17 protein-coding genes and 1 pseudogene are annotated in these 19,581 nt (G+C 37.1%); 15 read left to right on the plus strand and 3 right to left on the minus strand.

Features of this window, described 5'->3' with window-relative positions:
• Positions 1-103: 103 nt before the first annotated feature.
• The 6 genes from argS (at position 104) to LACPOB_RS0109995 (ending at position 7,478) form a co-directional block, all read left to right on the plus strand.
• Complete coding sequence (gene argS, locus LACPOB_RS0109970; protein ID WP_017868675.1) at positions 104-1,798, plus strand: arginine--tRNA ligase; 1,695 nt, start codon at positions 104-106, stop codon at positions 1,796-1,798.
• A gap of 300 nt (positions 1,799-2,098) precedes the next feature.
• The gene (locus LACPOB_RS0109975; protein WP_017868676.1) at positions 2,099-2,812 is read left to right on the plus strand and encodes a cyclic nucleotide-binding domain-containing protein; all 714 of its coding nucleotides are present in this window, start codon (positions 2,099-2,101) and stop codon (positions 2,810-2,812) included.
• 129 nt (positions 2,813-2,941) lie between these two features.
• Complete coding sequence (locus LACPOB_RS0109980) at positions 2,942-3,397, plus strand: arginine repressor (RefSeq protein ID WP_017868677.1); 456 nt, start codon at positions 2,942-2,944, stop codon at positions 3,395-3,397.
• A gap of 197 nt (positions 3,398-3,594) precedes the next feature.
• Positions 3,595-5,742 carry a PBP1A family penicillin-binding protein gene (locus LACPOB_RS0109985; RefSeq protein ID WP_017868678.1) on the plus strand — a complete coding sequence of 716 codons (2,148 nt, stop codon included), beginning with the start codon at positions 3,595-3,597 and terminating at the stop codon, positions 5,740-5,742.
• 88 nt (positions 5,743-5,830) lie between these two features.
• Entirely contained in the window at positions 5,831-6,169 is a 339-nt protein-coding gene (locus LACPOB_RS0109990) for a YlbF family regulator (protein WP_017868679.1), read from the plus strand.
• A gap of 340 nt (positions 6,170-6,509) precedes the next feature.
• Positions 6,510-7,478 carry a 3'-5' exoribonuclease YhaM family protein gene (locus LACPOB_RS0109995; protein WP_017868680.1) on the plus strand — a complete coding sequence of 323 codons (969 nt, stop codon included), beginning with the start codon at positions 6,510-6,512 and terminating at the stop codon, positions 7,476-7,478.
• 66 nt (positions 7,479-7,544) lie between these two features.
• Here the strand turns inward: LACPOB_RS0109995 and LACPOB_RS0110000 are convergent, their stop codons facing one another.
• From LACPOB_RS0110000 to LACPOB_RS0110010, 3 genes are all read right to left on the minus strand, one after another.
• On the minus strand, positions 7,545-8,465 hold the full coding sequence (locus tag LACPOB_RS0110000) for a peptidylprolyl isomerase (protein ID WP_017868681.1): 921 nt from the start codon (positions 8,463-8,465) through the stop codon (positions 7,545-7,547).
• Positions 8,466-8,596: 131 nt separating this feature from the next.
• Positions 8,597-8,884 (minus strand): hypothetical protein, encoded by a 288-nt coding sequence (locus tag LACPOB_RS0110005; RefSeq protein ID WP_017868682.1) that lies wholly within the window; start codon positions 8,882-8,884, stop codon positions 8,597-8,599.
• Between the two features lie 5 nt (positions 8,885-8,889).
• Positions 8,890-9,318 carry an HIT family protein gene (locus tag LACPOB_RS0110010; RefSeq protein WP_017868683.1) on the minus strand — a complete coding sequence of 143 codons (429 nt, stop codon included), beginning with the start codon at positions 9,316-9,318 and terminating at the stop codon, positions 8,890-8,892.
• A 314-nt stretch (positions 9,319-9,632) separates the two neighbouring features.
• Between LACPOB_RS0110010 and LACPOB_RS0110015 the strand changes: the two genes are divergently transcribed.
• The 9 genes and pseudogenes from LACPOB_RS0110015 to LACPOB_RS0110055 all read left to right on the plus strand — a co-directional run bounded on the left by LACPOB_RS0110015 (position 9,633) and on the right by LACPOB_RS0110055 (position 19,431).
• On the plus strand, positions 9,633-10,358 hold the full coding sequence (locus tag LACPOB_RS0110015; RefSeq protein WP_017868684.1) for an ABC transporter ATP-binding protein: 726 nt from the start codon (positions 9,633-9,635) through the stop codon (positions 10,356-10,358).
• A 10-nt stretch (positions 10,359-10,368) separates the two neighbouring features.
• On the plus strand, positions 10,369-11,589 hold the full coding sequence (locus LACPOB_RS0110020; RefSeq protein ID WP_017868685.1) for an ABC transporter permease: 1,221 nt from the start codon (positions 10,369-10,371) through the stop codon (positions 11,587-11,589).
• A 91-nt stretch (positions 11,590-11,680) separates the two neighbouring features.
• Positions 11,681-12,475, plus strand: coding sequence for a phosphotransferase family protein (locus LACPOB_RS0110025; protein WP_017868686.1), 795 nt, complete (start codon positions 11,681-11,683; stop codon positions 12,473-12,475).
• A 226-nt stretch (positions 12,476-12,701) separates the two neighbouring features.
• Positions 12,702-13,346, plus strand: a complete 645-nt coding sequence (trmB, locus tag LACPOB_RS0110030; protein WP_017868687.1) for a tRNA (guanosine(46)-N7)-methyltransferase TrmB — start codon at positions 12,702-12,704, stop codon at positions 13,344-13,346.
• 156 nt (positions 13,347-13,502) lie between these two features.
• Entirely contained in the window at positions 13,503-13,823 is a 321-nt protein-coding gene (locus LACPOB_RS0110035) for a thioredoxin family protein (protein ID WP_017868688.1), read from the plus strand.
• A 32-nt stretch (positions 13,824-13,855) separates the two neighbouring features.
• Positions 13,856-14,498 (plus strand): annotated as a pseudogene (ytpR, locus tag LACPOB_RS12055) (YtpR family tRNA-binding protein).
• A gap of 82 nt (positions 14,499-14,580) precedes the next feature.
• Positions 14,581-17,076, plus strand: a complete 2,496-nt coding sequence (locus LACPOB_RS0110045) for a DNA translocase FtsK (RefSeq protein ID WP_017868691.1) — start codon at positions 14,581-14,583, stop codon at positions 17,074-17,076.
• Between the two features lie 86 nt (positions 17,077-17,162).
• Positions 17,163-18,494 (plus strand): UDP-N-acetylmuramate--L-alanine ligase, encoded by a 1,332-nt coding sequence (gene murC, locus LACPOB_RS0110050; protein ID WP_017868692.1) that lies wholly within the window; start codon positions 17,163-17,165, stop codon positions 18,492-18,494.
• 235 nt (positions 18,495-18,729) lie between these two features.
• Complete coding sequence (locus LACPOB_RS0110055; RefSeq protein ID WP_017868693.1) at positions 18,730-19,431, plus strand: Bax inhibitor-1/YccA family protein; 702 nt, start codon at positions 18,730-18,732, stop codon at positions 19,429-19,431.
• The last annotated feature ends 150 nt before the right edge of the window (positions 19,432-19,581 follow it).

Genomic DNA, 19,581 nt, shown 5'->3' on the forward strand with positions numbered 1-19,581 from the left:
AGAAAACGCCAATTGGTACTTATTAACAACCCAAGTGAACTTTAAGTGACAGTGTGTTTGAACAAAGTGATTTTTAACAACTAAATAGCAGGAGGAAATTGTTATGGAACAAAAAAAATTAGTAGCACAAGCGATCGTTGATGCAACAGATGGGCAGCTATCATTGGACGAAGTTATGTCTAAGATCGAAGTGCCAAAATCTTATGACTTAGGGGACTATGCTTTTCCAGCATTTATTTTGTCCAAAGTTTATCGGAAAGCACCACAACAGATCGCCCCAGAATTAGTTGAAAAAATCGACCAAGATGGTTTTGATAAGGTAGAAGCAGTTGGACCTTACGTTAATTTTTTCTTAGACAAGAAATCTTTCAGCAAAAATGTTTTAGCCGCTATATTACAGAAAAAAGAAGGGTATGGTCAACAAGATCTAGGTCATGCTGGTAATGTGCCGATCGATATGTCTTCGCCTAATATTGCTAAACCAATGTCGATGGGCCACTTACGTTCAACTGTGATCGGCAATTCGTTAGCAGAACTCTTGAAAAAAGCAAACTATAATCCGATCAAAATCAATCATTTAGGTGATTGGGGCACGCAGTTCGGTAAATTGATCGAAGCATACAAGTTGTGGGGAAGTGAAGAAGAGGTTCGTAAAGACCCGATCAATACTTTATTGAAATACTATGTCCATTTTCATGAAGTAGACGAGAAACAACCGGAACTTGATGATGAGGCTCGTGCTTGGTTCAAAAAGCTAGAAAATGGTGATGAAGAAGCAACTAATTTATGGCAATGGTTCAGAGACGAATCACTTAAGTTCTTTAAGTCCATCTACCAAAAATTAGGTATTGATTTTGATTCATACAATGGTGAATCTTTTTATAATGATAAAATGGATGAGATCGTTGACTTATTGGAACAAAAAAACTTGCTTCAAGAAAGTCGCGGTGCTGAGATCGTTGACTTAGAAAAATATGGGTTAAACCCCGCTTTGATCAAAAAGACTGATGGGACTACTTTGTACATTACCCGTGACTTGGCTGCTGCTTTGTATAGATATCGGACTTACAATTTCGCACAATCCTTGTACGTTGTTGGTAATGAGCAGACGAACCATTTCAAGCAGTTAAAAGCTGTTTTAAAGGAAATGGGCTATGAGTGGGCTGACAATATTCATCATATCCCATTTGGTTTGATCACTTCAGGTGGTAAGAAGCTTTCAACACGGAAAGGCAACATCATTTTACTAGAAGACGTTTTGAATGATGCGGTTGACTTAGCTAAAAAACAAATTGCTGAAAAAAATCCTGATTTGCCAAATAAAGACCAGGTCGCTGAAGACGTGGGTGTGGGTGCAGTTATTTTTCATGATCTGAAAAACGAACGTTTGAATAACTTTGATTTTAACTTGGAAGAAGTTGTTCGTTTCGAAGGAGAAACTGGTCCATACGTACAATACTCTCACGCTCGTGCAATGAGTATTTTACGTAAAGCAGGTAATATTGACCTTGAAAATGCTCAGCTTGCCGGCTTGAATGATGAAGAGTCATGGGAAGTTGTTCGTCAATTATCCAATTTCCCTGCTATGGTCGGACGTGCAGTTGAAGAGTATGAGCCATCTGTGATTGCTAAATACTCGATTCGTCTGTCTAAGTCCTTCAATAAATATTATGCGCACACAAAGGTCTTAACTGATGATGACCAAAAAGATTCTCGTTTGGCAATGGTAGCTAGTGTCGCAATTGTCCTTAAGGAATCATTACGCTTATTAGGTGTTAATGCTCCAAACGAAATGTAATTTATCGGGTATTTGAACTAAAACTCATTTTCTACAATAAGGTTTTCACACTTACTGGAACTATTTCAGGAATGTGAAAACCTTTTTGTTTATGAATATATATTTATCAGGTTTTTATCTTTTTTTGATATCAAATTAAAATTTGCACAAAATAATATCACGGTGATATAATAATAGTATTTAATAAATCATAAAATAAAAATAAAAAAGATGCTTACTTTTATGCATTTTAGAAATAGTAGGGAGGCTTATAATCTGATGTAAACATGCCGCATATAACATCCGATTATAAAAATTAACATGAAAACAGCGACGAATTCATTATTAGAAAACGAAGTTAGTGATATTTTAGAAAATGTTTCTGAATTTGATTTAAGTGAGAAAAGGATACTGGGAGTAGATGGCGCTGTCTTAAGGTATAGGGCTGGTACCAAATTTGAAGTAAAATATGATGCTTTTGAAAGAAATCATATTTTATGGTTGATAGATGGTTCTTTGTTACTAGAAGATTTTTGTGCTAATGGTCAAGGTGCTTTTACATATTTGAAACATGGAATGTATTTTCCTTCAGATTTAGAATTACCCGAACAGCAAAGCTCATTTATAGTGGCTCACGCTTGCCAAAATTTGACTATTTTATCACTCCCTTTAAAAAGATTTGATTATTTAGAAAATACACATAGACATTTTATTAAAATTATTCATCAAAGCTTATTGAAAAAATATTTTTTGCAAAAAGTAATGCAACAACTTTGTTTGGAGGGTAAAATTTCGGAACGGATCAAAAACATTTTGATTTATTTTGCGAATGATTGTGGTAGCCAACTTGTCAACGGTGATGTTTTGTTACCAACCGTTTTAACTTATCGTATAATTGCATCTTTTGCTAATACGAGTACAGCGACTGTTTGTCAAACTATTAAAAAGTTCCGTGAAAATGGGATTTTGAATGCTAGATCACGTAAATTGATCATGAAAAAGACGTCTTTAGATCAACTGCTAGTACTAAATTAACCTTTTTAATTAGCATGATTCTGTTATAATAGTTGGTTGAGAAAGCCGGCGGTCGTTTAAGTTTGACTGTTGGCCTTTTAGACACTATTAATTTGCTATTAGAGTGAATGTGACATAAGGAAGGTCAGTATGAAAAAAGAAGACAGGCAACAAAAAATTGAACACTTGATCAAAAAAAATAAAATCACTAACCAAGAGGGTCTACTGCAAGCCTTAGAAGATGCGGGAATCCATGCGACTCAGGCCACAGTTTCTCGGGATATTCGCGAGATGAAAATTATTAAGCAAACAAAACCAGATGGATCCTCTTACTATGTTTTGTTAAAACAAGATTATTCAGATCCTAAACAACGAATCAAAGAAACAATCAGCGATATTGTCACAGATGTCACTAATGTCCAGTTTGTAAATATAGTTAAGACTACGCCACGTAATGCGAATGTTTTGGCAGCTTTGATCGATGATGATGAATTGTCAGGAATAGTTGGTACGCTAGCTGGCTATGATACAGTTGTTTTATTTAGTCCAGATAATGAAAGTGCGCAGAAAGTTACACGTTATTTCGTTGAAAACATTAGTAAATAAAAAGTACTATCTTTTACTGGTGATCAGAAATTCTACAATATTTTGACTGGTTTGTGGATGTTTATAGTTTGCAGAGCGGTCTTTTTAGTGTTTACAAGTGCTAAATCTTTTTTAAGAAGACGGATAACTGCTAATATCGGGTACAAATATGATAGGATATAAAAGACTAATAATATTGTATAAGAGGAAAAATAAATATGAATGATTCATCATTTTGGAATAATTTAAAGCAATGGCTTAAAAAATATTGGAGTATTTTTTGGCAGTGGCTGTGTGCAAAATGGAGTAGATTTCAGATTTGGCGATGGTTAATAATTGCCTTTTTAAGTATCTTTTTAGTTACGAGTATCTATCTGGTATATGTGGCTAAAACGACCGATGTTTCTGGCTTAAGGTCAGCATTACAGCAATCGACTGAGGTCTACGATGAAAAAAATCAAAAAGCTGGTTTTTTGTACTCGCAAAAGGGAACATGGGTGTCTAAAGATGATATATCAAAAAATGTTTCGAACGCCGTTTTGTCTAGCGAAGATCGTAATTTTTACCATGAATATGGTTTTTCGATCAAGGGTTTAGGACGGGCAGCATGGCTATTGGTCAAAAATAAAATTACTGGCGCTAATTATATTAGCGGTGGTGGTAGTACACTGACTCAGCAGTTGGTCAAAAATGCTTTCTTATCACAGGAACAGACTTTTACACGAAAAGCAAAAGAAATTTTTATTGCGATGCAAGTTGAAAATGATTATAGCAAAGACGACATTTTAACGATGTATTTAAATAATGCGTATTTTGGTAATGGTGTGTGGGGGGTTGAAGATGCTTCACAAAAATACTTTGGAGTGCATGCTAGTCAGTTAACAGTACCGCAAGGAGCTACTTTAGCTGCTATGTTGTCGAACCCGGGACAGTATAATCCAATCGATAATCCGCAAAAGGCGCGCCAAAAACGTAATGTAGTTTTGGAAACGATGGTTGAAAATGATAAAGTTTCGAGTACTGACGCTAAACAATACCAGGCAACAGGCATCGTTTTAAACGATACTTATGAATACAAGTCTGGCTACAAGTATCCATATTATTTTGATGCTGTGATCAATGAAGCTATTAATGATTATGGCTTGTCAGAATCAGAAATTATGAATAAAGGGTATAAGATCTATACGTCTTTAAATCAAAATCAACAAGAAAAAATGCAGTCTTCATTTGCCGACTCTTCATTGTTTCCAAGCGCAGCTAGCGATGGCACAAAAGCCCAAGCTGGTTCGATCGCAATGGATCCGCAAACTGGCGGAGTCAGTGCCGTAGTTGGAGGTCGTGATGGTAGTCATGTTTTCAGAGGATATAATCGTGGAACTGGTTTGATTCGTTCACCTGGTTCAACTATTAAGCCCTTAGCTGTGTATACACCGGCTATCGAAAATGGTTATCATTATGATTCGAAAGTCAAAGACAAATTACAGCCTTATGGTAAAAACGACTACACCCCACATAACTGGGATGATCAGTATGCCGGTGATATTCGGATGTACCAAGCATTAGCATTAAGTAAGAATACTTCGGCAGTCTGGTTACTTAATAAAATTGGCGTGAAAAAGGGATATAATTCTGTTAAAAAATTTGGGATACCGTTAGATAAGTCTGACGAAAACTTGAGTTTGGCCTTAGGTGGTTTGAAAAAAGGAGTCTCACCATATCAAATGGCAAGTGCCTACACAGCTTTCGCAAATTCAGGTGTCCGTAAAGATCCGCATTTTATTACGAAAATTGTGGATTCAGAAGGTAAAACAGTTGTTGATAAATCACACGTTAAATCAAAACGGGTCATGTCTAAAAAGACCGCTGAACAAATGACCAGTATGATGATGGATGTTTACGATAACGGGACTGGTCAATCTGCTAAACCATACGGCTATACTATCGCTGGTAAGACAGGATCGACTGAGAGTACCACTGCAGAAAATGGTAACGATGATGATAATGATAAGTGGTTTATCGGCTATACACCTGATGTTGTTATGGCAACTTGGATCGGCTTTGATTCTTCCAAATATTCGATCGCAAATGTGGGAGCCAACGCTGGCGCATCTTTGTTTAAGACTGAAATGGAAGGTGTTTTACCTTATACTGCACAGAATAAATTTGATATTAAATCATCCTCATCAAGGTATAATGATAGTGTGTCTGGTCAAGACGGTGATGGTTCTAAATCGTGGGATTCAGTCCAAAAAGCTGGAGAAAACATTCGGGATAAAATCAGTCAAGGTACTTCTGACTTGAAAGATAAAGCAAGTAGTGCGGCGCAAAAGGGTAAAGAATACATGGAAAGTATTTTGGGTCGTTGATAATTTTTGAAATCATCTAAGAAAAGCCTTTGGTCATCGATGATATAATGTTACAATATTTACTAGTACAAGCAAGGAGGACACTTACGTGATCAATATTTACGATTCAGCAAACAAGCTTGAACAAGATTTACGTCAGACTCAAGAATATCTTGATCTTTCGGCCGCAATGGCTAAACTTAAAGCAGAACCTGAGGCTTATGATTGCTTTAAGCGTGTGCAAGACGCACAAAAGAAGTTGCAAACGAAACAAATGCAAGGTGATCTTTCGGATGACGATGTCAACGAGATCAAGGCACTTGCTGAAGAAGCTCAAGGCTATGACAGCTTATCTAGTTTGATGGAAAAAGAACAAGCTATGAATGGTGTTTTTGAAGAAATCAACAAGATTATCTTTAAACCAGTTAGTGAATTGTATACTTTCTAAAAATTATTTTGAAGGAACTGGGACATAATTAGCTGTCCGATCCTAAAGGGGCCGTCGATCTAAACCATTTTAATGGGATAGATCGACGGCCCCTTAAACATGTTCCAAAAGATTAAAGCTATACTGTAACAATGATTGCGTTATTTTGATTCTTCGTTTCGCTACGATTCAAAATAACGCGATCATCGTTATCATCGTTTCAAATCGGCTTCAAAATATCTTTTGTCTCACTTTCTTTTTTCAATTAATTGCTGAGACTGGTAAAATAGACAAGGGACACTAAATATATATTAAATTTAGTTTTAAAAATTAACAAGTACTGCAAAACAGGAGGCAAATTTTGGAAACAAAAAAGATCTTTGACTATCAAGTTGATGACAACATGGCACTGTTTGTTTTGATCAAAGGTGCTGATGTAAGGATCGCAAAGAATGGCAAGAAATTTATTGCATTTAACTTCGCAGATCGTTCCGGTGAGATCAGTGCTAAATTCTGGGATGCTTCAGAAGAAGACGTAGCGCAATTTCAAGCTGGTAGGGTCGTGGCTTTACAAGGTAAGCGTGAAGTTTACCAACAAAACCCACAAATCAAAATTTTTAAAATGCGTTTAGCAAATGAAGATGAGCCTTCTGACCCACGACTTTATTTACAAAGTGCACCAGAATCTACACAAGATATGGAAAAAGAAATTGATGAAATTATTTTCGAGATCACGAACCCGACGTGGAACCGGATCGTGCGATATCTTTTGAAAAAATATCATGATCAATTTTTCAGTTTTCCAGCTGCTAAGAAAAACCACCATGATTTTGCGGGTGGATTAGCATTTCATACTTTATCGATCCTGCGCTTAGCTCATGCGGTCGTCAAGGAATATCCGGATATTAACGAATCTTTGTTATATGCAGGAGCAATCTTGCATGACTTAGGTAAGTCGTTGGAATTATCCGGTCCGGTTGCCACTGTGTATACTGTTCCTGGAAACTTGCTTGGTCATATCGTTTTGGTTGATGAAGAAATTGCCAATGCGTGTGAACAATTAGGAATCGATAAGATGTCTGAAGATGCTGTTTTATTACGCCATATGATCGTTTCTCATCATGGTTTGTTGGAATATGGTTCTCCAGTCCAACCACATCTAATGGAAGCTGAGATCTTGCATCATCTTGATGATTTAGATGCCTCGATCCAAATGATGCGAAAGGCACTTGACCATACTGAACCAGGAGACTACACTGAGCGCATTTTTGGTATGGATCGTCGGAATTTCTACCAACCGCAAGATAAAAGTAATAATAAAATCAATTAGCGATGAATAAAAAATACCGTAGCACTGGATTTTTCAGTACTACGGTATTTTTCATTAGTTAAATGATCACTGAGCGTTCTGAGTATTCTTAGACTTAGAATTATCAGGATTGATATAGTCAGCTAGGATGTCTTTTAAGTCATCGTCTTTAATGTTAACTTTACCATTTTTCAACTCTTTAGAGATGATCTTTTGCATATATGATTGGTCTTGCATCTTCTCGTTTAAGATCTGCTTTTTAAGTTCTGCTTTATGATCAGATATCTTGCCCTTACCAGGGTTCTTGATCGAGTAGATCACATGGTAACCATAACTTGTTTTGACTGGTTTTGTAGTGAATTTACCCTGCTTTAAGCCGAAAGCTGCTTTTTTGAAGTCACCAACTAAACTTGTGTCAGTGTTGTCAAATGCTGGTAGTTTACCACCATTGTTTTTAGTTTGATCATCAGTAGAATTCTTCTTAGCTAAGGCCTTAAAGTTCTTATAACTGCCATCTTTATTCAGGTTGTCGATAATATCTTCGGCTTTTTTCTTACCGTTGTCATCGCCCTTAAGTAAGATATGACCAACTGTAACCTTTGGTTGATAAGACTTCCATTGTTTCTTTAGATCCTTATTAGTGATTTTAGTATGATCTTTGACTGCTTCTTGCAACAAGAGAGAAGAACGTAATTGATCTTTATATGAAGCTTTGTCAAAACCGCTTTGTTGTAAAACAGAATCGAAGGATTTACCGTATTGTTTCTTGGCTGCGTTGTATTGCTTATCAACTTTTTTGTCAGAAACTTTCTTACCATAATCTCCTTCAAGCACTTTATTTAAGATCATTTGTTGTAGCTGTTGCTTCCCTTGAGAAGTCTTTTTCATGCTGTCATAATACTCACTTTCAGTGACTTTACCACCTGAAGTAGTAGCTACAGTTTTCGAGCATGCTGCCAAGCTAAAGGTCATCATGATTGCGGCTAAACCAGTTAACCATTTTTTCATTCCGTGAACACATCCGTTTCTGTAAGATTTAGGCCTCATTATTCACAAGACTAACGGTATTACTATAACACAGTTTGTTTTTCGTTAATATGTGCCTAGTTAAATTTAAATTAATTTAATTATCTTAAAAATTATTTCTGAAACTTTTCAACATCTTTAGTTAATTTTTTGAGTTGAGGTTCAATATCAGCTGTAAATTGGTTGATCTCAGTTTTGATCTCCTCGATAGTTCCCATGGTATTTTTTAATTCTGGACCCAAGTTTTTAGCTGAAACTACTGTGTTTTTTACGGCAGCTTTTAAGGAATTATCCTTAGCTAAGGTTTGAGCAGGTTTTTGCTGGCGTTTTTGTTTACGATACATAAGTAGTCCTAATAAGACGCTGCCACCTAAAATGGTAAAGACTTGTTCTTTTTTCATGTAATTCACTCCTCGATGTTTTTAGCAATGTTTTCAGCAATCTCTTGTAGCTGTTCGTTGCTATATTTATCTGAATTATCGGTAAAATGCATACTGAAGCCATCTTGGTCACTGTAACGAGGCACTAAGTGAATATGTGAGTGGAAGACCGACTGGTATGCCACCTTACCATTGTTGTTTAAGATATTCAGTCCGGCAATGTCTTTATTTGAATCACGTATTGCGCGCGCGATCTTAGGGATCCGTGAAAAAACAGCAGTTGCTAAGTCAGGATCGTATGCAAAAATATCTTTTACATGCTTGTTAGGCACGACCAAAGTATGTCCCGGGGTAACCTGCGATAAGTCTAGGAATGCAGTTACAATGTCGTCTTGGTACACTTTAGTACTAGGGATATCTCCATTAATAATTTTACAAAAAACACAATCTTCCATGTAATTGAGACCTTCTTTCAATGTATAGTATTAGTATTAAGTCCAGTATACACTACATCAGATTATTTTTAAGCCGTTGGAGGTCTAAAAATCTAATGTTATAATTCAACTATGATAACATGATGAATTACAACTTAAAGATAAGAAGTCAATTTGAGCCCATCTGCTATGACTTCTAAGTTAAGTGTGGTACTTTGTTAAATTAGTTAGTAAACATAAAGTACTAAAAGTGATCAGGAAATGTCAATTAAAATAACGACCATCGTTAAAATGCTGTTGGTATTTTAAGGTGGTGTCATGAGAGGAAGAAAAGAATGGCTTTAGAAGTGAATAATTTGGTAGGGGGATATTCGTCGATTTCTGTGTTAAAAGATATTTCATTTAAAGTCCCTAGCAATTCATTAGTGGGTCTGATCGGTCTAAACGGCGCTGGTAAATCGACGACGATCAATCATATTATTGGTTTATTAAAGCCGATGAAGGGGTCAATTGTTTTAAATGGGGTTTCTTTACAAGAAGATGCTGGTAGCTACAAGGAAAAAATTGCTTATATACCTGAAATACCGGTCTTATATGAAGAATTAACTTTAAAAGAACATATTGAGCTGACTATGATGGCTTATCAGTTAGATAAAAAAGTTGCCTGGGAAAAAGCCGATCGTTATCTTAAGATATTCAGGTTGGATAATAAATTAGATTGGTTTCCGATCAATTTTTCCAAAGGGATGAAACAAAAAGTAATGATCGTATGTGCGCTTTTGCCAGATGTTGACTTATTATTAGTGGATGAGCCGTTTTTAGGTTTAGATCCGCTGGCTACCAGAGACCTACTAAATCTGTTAGATGAAGAAAAAAGGGCAGGGACTGCGATTTTAATGTCAACACATGTTTTAACTACAGCCCAAGAAGTATGTGATAGTTTTGTGATGATCGATGAAGGCCAGATGTTAGCGTCAGGTACGTTGAGCGATCTGCAAGCACAAAGTAATCAGCCAAAATCTTCATTGTCCGATATTTATTTGAACATGACGGATAAGTGAGGCGGTAATTATGAATGAGATTTGGAAAAACAGACGTAGTTCATACCAGAAGATGTTACTAAAATATTTGCGCTATGTATTTAATGATCATTTTGTAATAGCACTATTGTTTTTATTCGGTGCTTTTGGATTGTCGTACTCTAATTTTTTAAAGTCTTTATCTGGTAGTGAAAATATGTGGTGGGCGCAGCCAGCTGTAATTTTGTTCTTGTTATTTATTTTACACACCAATCAAATTGCAACTTTTTTGCAAGAGCCAGATAAAGTCTTCTTGTTACCTCAAGAACACCAGATCAGAGGTTATCTAAAAAGTTCATGGTCATATAGTACTTTAGTCGCATTGACTGTCCAAGTGGCGTGCTATTTATTGCTGACACCGTTTTTATTATTTGCTGCAAAGATGAGTGGTTTAAACATAATTTTACTGGCTTTAACTCAGTTAGTTTTGACTGTGAACCGGACAGAGTCACAGATCACAGCTCTATTTTTGCCACAGAAACGTAGTGCTAAATTCGAAGCAGTATATTCTTGGTTGTTACCAGCGGTAGTTTTGATAGTTAGTGTATATTTGCCAACTTATATTGGCGCGATCATCGCTATTTTGATGTTAGTAATTATTAGTGAACATGATCGAAAACAACTGCCTGGTGCAATTTTTGACTGGCGGTATGCGATCGATCAAGAAGCAGCGCGTTTGGCGCGTTTATATCGCTTCTTTAACATGTTTACAGATGTGCGGACTGTTACGCCTAAACCGAAGAGAAGGCTCTATTTGGACCGCTTTTTACCCCAATACAGCACTGACTCTGAAGGATTTTTCAAGTATTTATTTTGGCGTGCTTTTGTCCGCAGCGGTGAATATAGCAATCTGTATTTACGCCTGACTCTTTTGTGTTTTATTATCTTGTTTTTTATTCACAATTTCTGGGGTGCTTTGTTGATCGCAGCTGTTTTTATTTATTTACTAGGCTTTCAGTTGATGCCTATTTTTGTCGTGTACGATGAAATTGTATTTATGCACACTTATCCTATAAATATACAAAAAAAGTTTATTGCATTTTCTAAAGTACTGTTTTCTCTACTTTTTGTTAGTGCGATGTTATTTTTTGTACCGATCGCTATTCAAGGTCCAGGATTGGTAAAAGTCTTATCTGCCTTGACTTTGTTAGTCGCTGAAAGCATCTTGATTGCAAGAATATACAGTAAAACGCGCCTTAGTAAAATGTCTTGACAGCGACGAAGTGAATTTGTAGACTTTATATAGTGATTGATTCTTAGAACAAGGATCGATAATTTCGAACTGAAAAAGGAGCGTTGCCAAGATGGATCTCGATTTAGAGAATGGCTGGCAGGTGCTCCCAATCGGTGGCGATACTGGGACAGCGTATATGGGAATCAAGCAAAAAGAGAAAGTCTTTTTGAAACGAAATCCATCACCATTTCTAGCGGCACTTTCACTAGAAGAGATCACACCTAAGTTGATCTGGTCAAAACGGATGCACACAGGCGATACTTTGACAGCACAGCAATGGATGAATGGTCGGTGTTTGGAACGCAACGAAATGCGTTCCAAGCAGGTGGTTTCTTTGATCCATCGCATTCATCATTCAGATCTTTTAAAGAAAATGCTGCAAAAAGTTGGTGGTGTACATTACACCCCTGAAAATTTTTTGACACTGTATTATCGGGGGAATTCTTCGGATCTTCTAGCACATCCGTTATTGCATAAATGTGCTAAGTTCCTTGAAAGTCATTTACCCGCATATGATACAAAAGATTATGAAGTCTCTCATGGCAACTTGAAATGTGAGAACTTTTTGTTGTCAGATTCGGGCCAGCTTTATCTTGTTGACTGGGAATCAGTGATGTTTGCTGACCCAGCAAAGGATCTTAGCATGATAATGTGCCGCTATGTCCCACGCGCAGATTGGAAGCAATGGTTAGAAAGCTATTTTGGAAAACAATTACCAGAGGCAATGGAGTTTCGTATTCAATGGTATACATTGATGAATCTCCTTTTGGATACAAAGTCAAACTATCGGCGTGGTCGTTTCCATGAAATGAACCAAGACATATTAAAAATAGAAAAGACATTTGAAATTTTTGAAAAGTTTTAAGTTTAAGTAAGATGCATTTATTATTGATGATGTTTTATCCTTTCGCTTGGTTGCGATAAGGCATAAGCATGATTTGTTTATTGATTGAAATTAAGGTCCCTTAGGGAGATATACCCCGAGGGATTTTTTTGCGGTATGACCAACTGTTGTTGGAGTAAAATTTTTAATTAAACTAAAAACAATTTAAAAAGATGCTTGCAAGTTTAACAATCAGACGGAGGATAAGATGAGATTAAAAAATAAACCTTGGGCTTTACCATTGATCGAAGCTAACCCACAATATGTTGTAACAGAGCCAGCAAAACTGCGTGGCAAATGGGATGAACGCTTCACGACAAAGCAGCCACTACTAATTGAGATCGGAATGGGGAAAGGTCGATTTATTACTGAAATGGCACGTCGTGATCCAAAACATAATTATGTTGGAATCGAAGTACAAACAACTGCGACTGGGATCGCATTAAAAAAACAACTAGAGCTAAAATTGCCTAATTTGCAATTAGTGAGTGGTGATGGCAATGATTTAACAGAAATGTTTGCACCTGCTGAAGTGGCTGGGATCTTTTTAAACTTTTCGGATCCGTGGCCAAAAAAACGCCATGCAAAACGACGCTTGACATATCAAACTTTTTTGAAACAATATCAGCAGGTTATGCAAAAAGATGGTACTTTGGAATTTAAGACCGATAATCGCGGATTATTTGAATATTCTTTGACATCAATGAATAACTATGGAATGGTCTTTGACCAAGTATGGTTAGATTTGCACGATTCGCCAGAAGCAGTTGATAACGTAATGACTGAGTATGAAGAAAAATTCAGCCAAAAAGGGCAACCGATCTTTAAATTAGCTGCCCATTTTACGTCCTAATTATTTTGAAGATAGAATGAAAAATTAAAGAAAAATCAAATATAGAAGAAGATAAACATTATAATATGAAATTGTGACCAAATATATTATAATTATATTGTTATGCGCTATTTAGTGATATAAGTTGAATTAGTAAATAGAAGGGGGACCTTGATCATGGAAATGTTACCTAAAATGAATTTACAAGAATTAGAAGAAAAATTGACAAATGGCAAATATGTGCTGTTCTTTACAGCAGATTGGTGTCCTGATTGTCGGTTTATTAAACCAGCTATGCCAGAAATTGAAAAAGATTTCTCTGATTATACGTTTATCCAAGTTGATCGTGATGAAAATATCGACCTCTGCCAAGAAATGACAGTAATGGGTATTCCAAGTTTTATCGTCTACGAAAAAGGTGAGGAAACAGCTCGTTTTGTCAATAAAGATCGCAAAACTAAAGAAGAAGTTGAAGACTTTTTAACTGCTGCTAAGTAATTTGTTGAGATAAGGGAGATAGAATTTCGATTATGCTGATTGCAAGCTATAATTTTTCACAAACTGGGGATGTCTTAATGGTTGTTTTAAATCAGGACACTACCTCAGAAATGCACGAAAAAAAAAAGTGATATTGTACGAATTTATGATGAAAAAACTGATCAAACACTAGGCTTTAATTTCTTTCAGGTTTCGACTTATGTCTCGGACTTGAATGCTAATGGCCAAGTTAAGTTAACTACAAAACAAGTAGCGCAGTTAAATCAAGCACTTTCTGCAGCAGGCTTTAAACCTGAACTTGTTGTAGACGATAAGCCTGGCTTTGTTGTGGGCTACGTGGAAGAAATGGCTGAGCATCCTGATTCAGATCATTTGCATATTTTAAAGGTATTGGTGGACAATGACGAACATTTGCAGATCGTATGTGGTGCACCTAATATTGCTGCTGGGCAAACAGTTGTGATCGCTAAGGTGGGTGCAATGATGCCAAATGGTGCGATTATCTGGCCAGGTAAGTTACGTGGAAAAGATAGTTTTGGGATGGTTTGCTCTGCGCGTGAGTTAGGCTTGCCAAATGCGCCTCAAAAACGCGGTATTCTTGAATTACCTGTTTCTGAATATCAAGTAGGGCAACCGTTTGATTTTAAGCAAGCTGCCAGCTTGTTTGCAAAGTAGTAAAAGTTTGTAATAGCCGGGTAGGGAGCGTTAAGTTTAGGAGCAAACTACTCGATTTTTTTATTGATTGGAAGATAGTCTTATGAATCATTATGATGGTCCAGCTTTTTACCGGCTTAAAAGCTTGCAAAAAAACAAAGCGACCTTATCTAAAAAAGTAAATAGAAAAAAAGATATCAGTGTTCATAAGTCTGATCAGGTCACCAGACAAAAAGAACGGACAAAAAAAGACTTTGATGCAAGACAAGGCATTAGTTCACGCCCATTTCGTCCGTCTTATGTTCCGCCGTCCCTCTTGAATTTGGTTCGTTTTGATCCATCTGCTAAAGTGGTGGTTTCATATGAACGGTTATGTCAGGAATTACACAAAGAAGTGGATGACTATTACTGGTTAGATTTTGAAACAGAAACCGACCTTGATGAGGTTGATCTGACTATACCAGCTGTTGATCATGCTAATGATCAAGTTGACCAAGTTGAAGAAATACCCGAAACTGATCAACCGGATCAAGAAGAAGTTGCTGATGATACATTAAATACAGAAACCTTCCTACCTTCAAGTCAACTAGAAATAGCTGAAAACGCTACGGATTCAGCGCAGTCGGAATTAGAAAAACAGAAACAAACATTAGTTCAAGGTACTGCACTAAAAGCTATGACCACAGACCAGTCAGGCACTCAAATGACTGATCAAACTGAAATTGAACACGAAAAAGCGCCAGTTCATCTTACTCAAAGTTTTTCAGATAGCACTTTAGATGATGACGAGCGGATTAGTGGAGCAAATATTTCAAACGATGATCCGAGCGAAAAAACTGCAACGCAAAATGCAACTCAAAAACAAAAAAATTTGGCATCTGTTTTTGATGAATCAACTAATAACGATAGCATTATAGAAACAGATGATTCGGTAGATGAACCTGAGGAAGTTGCAAAAAAGGACGAAGAGCATTTTGAAAGTAAAGAATTTAAGGTTGAAAAAAATAGTGTAGATCAATCTTCACAGAATACAGAAAATTTGCCACAAAATTCACGTGCTTTGAATCGCTCTTTAGCTGATATTATCGATTTTGAACAAAACGACCAACGTGATCTTTCTTTATTTAAAGAAAAAAATCAGACTCAAGATGGGACAGACGGCGAAGCTTTAACAGAGAAAAATACTTATCAATTTCCAGACATATCTTTGTTGCCTGAACCAGTGGTCGAAGACGATCCGCAAATGGATGAATGGGTTTTGTCAGAAGCTGATGTTTTAAATGAAACTTTACAAGCTTTTCATGTTGATGGAACGGTCAAAGATTGGACGGTCGGTCCGACAGTGACACAATTTGAGATCACTTTAGGCCGCGGAGTAAAAGTCAATAAAGTTACTAATTTGACGGATGACTTGAAACTAGCCTTAGCAGCCAAAGATATTCGAATCGAAGCGCCGATCCCGGGTAAAAGTAGTATAGGAATCGAGATACCAAATAAGAAATCTCGTCCGGTAATGCTGCGGGAAGTTTTGCAGTCTAGCGCGTTTCAATCGGCACGTTCACCATTGACAGTCGCTTTAGGTGTCGATCTTTTTGGTAAGCCACAGGTTACTAATTTGAAAAAAATGCCACACGGCCTGATCGCTGGTGCGACTGGTTCTGGTAAATCAGTCTTTATCAATAGCTTGTTAGTTTCGATCCTTTATAAGGCTAAGCCATCTGAAGTTAAACTGTTGTTGATCGATCCCAAAGCAGTTGAAATGGCACCATATCAAAATATTCCGCATCTCTTAGCGCCAGTTGTTTCTGATCCTAAGTCAGCTGCGGCAGCTCTAAAATGGGTCGTAAAAGAAATGGATGAACGATATGAACGTTTAGCCGCAAGTGGAGCGCGTAACATTGATAGTTTTAATGAAAAAGCGGTGGCTGCTGGAGACTTTGGATTAAAAATGCCATATATCGTGATCGTGATCGATGAGTTAGCTGACTTGATGATGGTTGCTGCTTCTGAGGTTCAAGATTATATCGCACGTATCACGGCCAAGGCACGCGCTGCAGGGATTCACTTGTTGATTGCTACACAGCGCCCAAGTGTCGATGTTGTGACCGGAACTATCAAGAATAATATTCCGACACGTGTGGCCTTTATGGTCGCCAGTCAGGTCGATTCACGTACGATCTTGGATTCCTCCGGAGCTGAACGCCTATTAGGTAAGGGTGATATGCTTTATCTTGGTAATGGTGCTGGTCAACCAATTCGTTTGCAAGGAACATTTATTGACGAAGAGGTCGATCGTATCACTGATTTCGTACGTACTCAGGGTCAGCCAGAATTTGCTTTTGACCCGGATGGCCTTAAAGAAAAAGCAATCGAATCAGAGAATGAAGACGAGTTGATGCCACAAGTCTTAGATTACATTGTTAATGAAGAGGCGATCTCGACTTCTAAATTACAACGAGTCTTTTCTGTAGGCTATAATCGTGCTGCAAGTATTGTTGAAGACCTTGAAGCTAAAAGATATATTTCTGAAGCAAAAGGCTCAAAACCGCGGGACGTCTTTTTGACTCCAGAAGGATTGGCTAAATTAAGAGAAAGTTAAGTTGTTTGAAATATCAAAGTTAGATACAATTCTTAGTGAATATGGTAGACTAATAAAAGTGGAGAATAGAAAAGAGGATATTTGTAATGAATATGGATACTACCTATTTTTTCGTTGGTATTAAAGGTACTGGTATGAGTGCTTTAGCCTTGATCTTACATGATAAGGGTTGCAAAGTCCTTGGGTCAGACATTGATAAATACACCTTTACTCAACGGGGATTAGAACAAGAGGGAATTGAGATCCTATCTTTTGATAGTGAAAATATTCAACCTGGTATGACGGTCGTTGCTGGCAATGCTTTTGATGACCAACAAGTTGAAATAGCACAAGCAAAAAAAATTGGATTAGAAGTCTTGACTTATCCAGAAGTCGTAGAAATGTTGGTCACTGAAACTACGGGGGTCGCAGTGGCAGGTGCTCACGGTAAAACGAGCACAACTGGGCTATTATCGCATGTTTTAAGTAGTGTTGCACCAACTAGTTTCTTAGTTGGTGATGGTACAGGTAAAGGCACTCCAGACGCACGTTTTTTTGTGTTTGAGGCCGACGAATACCGGCGCCATTTTGTCGCTTACCATCCAGACTATACGATCATGACCAATATTGATTTTGATCATCCGGACTATTTTACAGGCATTGATGATGTTTGTCAGGCTTTTCAGACATTAGCCGATCAAACAAATAAAGCAATTTTTGCCTGGGGTGGAGATGAAAATTTACGTAAGATCCACTCAGATCTACCGGTTTATTTTTATGGGACTGAAGATGATAATGATTTTCAGGCTAAAAATATTAAGCGTTCGACTAGTGGTTCTACTTTTGATGTTTATTTCAAGGGCCAATCATTAGGAACCTATGAAACTCATATGTTTGGCGAACACAATATTTTAAATAGTTTAGCAGTGATCGCTGTTTCATATATCGAATCGATCGATCAGCACGAGGTTCAAAAGCATTTGTTGACCTTTAAGGGTGTTAAGCGCCGCTTTACTGAAAAAAAGGTAGAGGATATGATCATCATTGATGATTATGCGCACCATCCACACGAAATTAAGGCTACGATCGATGCAGCACGACAACAGTATCCTGATAAGGAGATCATTGCAGTTTTTCAGCCGCATACATTTAGTCGTACGATCGCATTAATGGATGAATTTGCTGAAACACTAAATTTAGCTGATAAAGTTTATTTAACTGAGATATTTAGTTCTATTCGTGAAAAGGCGGGAAATGTGACTGCTGCAGATCTTGGACAAAAAATCACTAAGGGTGGAGAGATCTTAAGTGTCGAAAATATGTCACCACTGTTAGATTTTCACGACGGCGTGGTTGTTTTCATGGGCGCAGGCGATATTCAAAAATATGAAATGTCTTATGAACGCTTATTAAGTGAAGTTAAATTACGCAAAAATTGATTTTATAAGAGTGAAACATAAAGATGCTTCGGTTTTTTGGGGCATGTCTAAGAGCCGTCGACCTATCCCATAAGTGGTTAGATCGCCGGTTTTTTTAGAATAACACAGTTATTTATGGTCTAGCTTTTTGGGTACCTCGATAAAATTGCTTACGATCTTTTGGTATGTTATGATAACTTCATTAGAGAGCATCAAACGATTTCAATTATCTAATTAATTAGGAGAGGACGATCAAATGAATAATTCGAATCAAGGTTATGTGACTAGCCAGAATGGTTTAAATAGTTTCTTAACTAAAATGTATGGGTTTATGGCAGGCGCTGTTGCATTTTCTGCAGTGATCGCATATTTATGTGCGACAACATTCCAAATGCAGGTTCTCAGCTTTTTTGGCCAACATCGTTTTGCCTTTTTCGCCTTATTTGCAGTCCAATTAGCCATGGTTTTTGGAGTATCTTTTAAACCGGGACGTTCGGCGGCATCCAGTATCACATTACTTTTTGCTTTTGCCGGGATCGAAGGACTATTTTTAAGTACGATATTAATGGTCTATGATATTTCACATGTCACGATGGCATTTGTCGCAGCTGCCGCTGACTTTGTCGTTTTAGCAATTTTTGGGGCTACGACTAAAAAAGACCTTTCGGGGATCGGTAGTCAAGCACTCGCAGCGCTGATCGCTTTACTAATTGTAACTGTTATTAATATCTTTTTGCAAAGCCCAATGATCAGTTATGTCTTTTCATTCATCGGTGTTATTATCTTTACGATTTTAACTGCCTGGGACTCACAGAATTTTAAAAATATGTATTTGCAATTTGGTGATCAAGTCAATTCAACTTCTTTAGCAGTTTCTGGTGCTTTGCAGTTGTACCTTGACTTTATCAACATCTTTATTCAATTAGTTACGATCTTTTCCGGTGGTAACAGAAACTAGAAAAAATATTTTTGAAGGTGCTTCGCTAGTGTGCGGGCATCTTTTTTTGAGCTATTTCTAAAGGTTGAAAGTTAAATAATACAAAAAAGCCCCGAATTTTCGGGGTTTTTTCTGTATAAAATAGACATGAATTGCTCCATATCTGTATAA

The organism is Ligilactobacillus pobuzihii E100301 = KCTC 13174, from assembly GCF_000349725.1.
Lineage (GTDB): Bacteria > Bacillota > Bacilli > Lactobacillales > Lactobacillaceae > Ligilactobacillus > Ligilactobacillus pobuzihii.

Excerpts from the sequence above, each read along its gene's own strand:
- argS (WP_017868675.1), top strand. The coding sequence starts at position 104 with ATGGAACAAAAAAAATTAGTAGCACAAGCGATCGTTGATGCAACAGAT.
- LACPOB_RS0109975 (WP_017868676.1), top strand. The coding sequence starts at position 2,099 with ATGAAAACAGCGACGAATTCATTATTAGAAAACGAAGTTAGTGATATT.
- LACPOB_RS0109980 (WP_017868677.1), top strand. The coding sequence starts at position 2,942 with ATGAAAAAAGAAGACAGGCAACAAAAAATTGAACACTTGATCAAAAAA.
- LACPOB_RS0109985 (WP_017868678.1), top strand. The coding sequence starts at position 3,595 with ATGAATGATTCATCATTTTGGAATAATTTAAAGCAATGGCTTAAAAAA.
- LACPOB_RS0110000 (WP_017868681.1), bottom strand. The coding sequence starts at position 8,465 with ATGAAAAAATGGTTAACTGGTTTAGCCGCAATCATGATGACCTTTAGC.
- LACPOB_RS0110005 (WP_017868682.1), bottom strand. The coding sequence starts at position 8,884 with ATGAAAAAAGAACAAGTCTTTACCATTTTAGGTGGCAGCGTCTTATTA.
- LACPOB_RS0110010 (WP_017868683.1), bottom strand. The coding sequence starts at position 9,318 with ATGGAAGATTGTGTTTTTTGTAAAATTATTAATGGAGATATCCCTAGT.
- LACPOB_RS0110015 (WP_017868684.1), top strand. The coding sequence starts at position 9,633 with ATGGCTTTAGAAGTGAATAATTTGGTAGGGGGATATTCGTCGATTTCT.
- LACPOB_RS0110020 (WP_017868685.1), top strand. The coding sequence starts at position 10,369 with ATGAATGAGATTTGGAAAAACAGACGTAGTTCATACCAGAAGATGTTA.
- LACPOB_RS0110025 (WP_017868686.1), top strand. The coding sequence starts at position 11,681 with ATGGATCTCGATTTAGAGAATGGCTGGCAGGTGCTCCCAATCGGTGGC.
- trmB (WP_017868687.1), top strand. The coding sequence starts at position 12,702 with ATGAGATTAAAAAATAAACCTTGGGCTTTACCATTGATCGAAGCTAAC.
- LACPOB_RS0110035 (WP_017868688.1), top strand. The coding sequence starts at position 13,503 with ATGGAAATGTTACCTAAAATGAATTTACAAGAATTAGAAGAAAAATTG.
- LACPOB_RS0110045 (WP_017868691.1), top strand. The coding sequence starts at position 14,581 with ATGAATCATTATGATGGTCCAGCTTTTTACCGGCTTAAAAGCTTGCAA.
- murC (WP_017868692.1), top strand. The coding sequence starts at position 17,163 with ATGAATATGGATACTACCTATTTTTTCGTTGGTATTAAAGGTACTGGT.
- LACPOB_RS0110055 (WP_017868693.1), top strand. The coding sequence starts at position 18,730 with ATGAATAATTCGAATCAAGGTTATGTGACTAGCCAGAATGGTTTAAAT.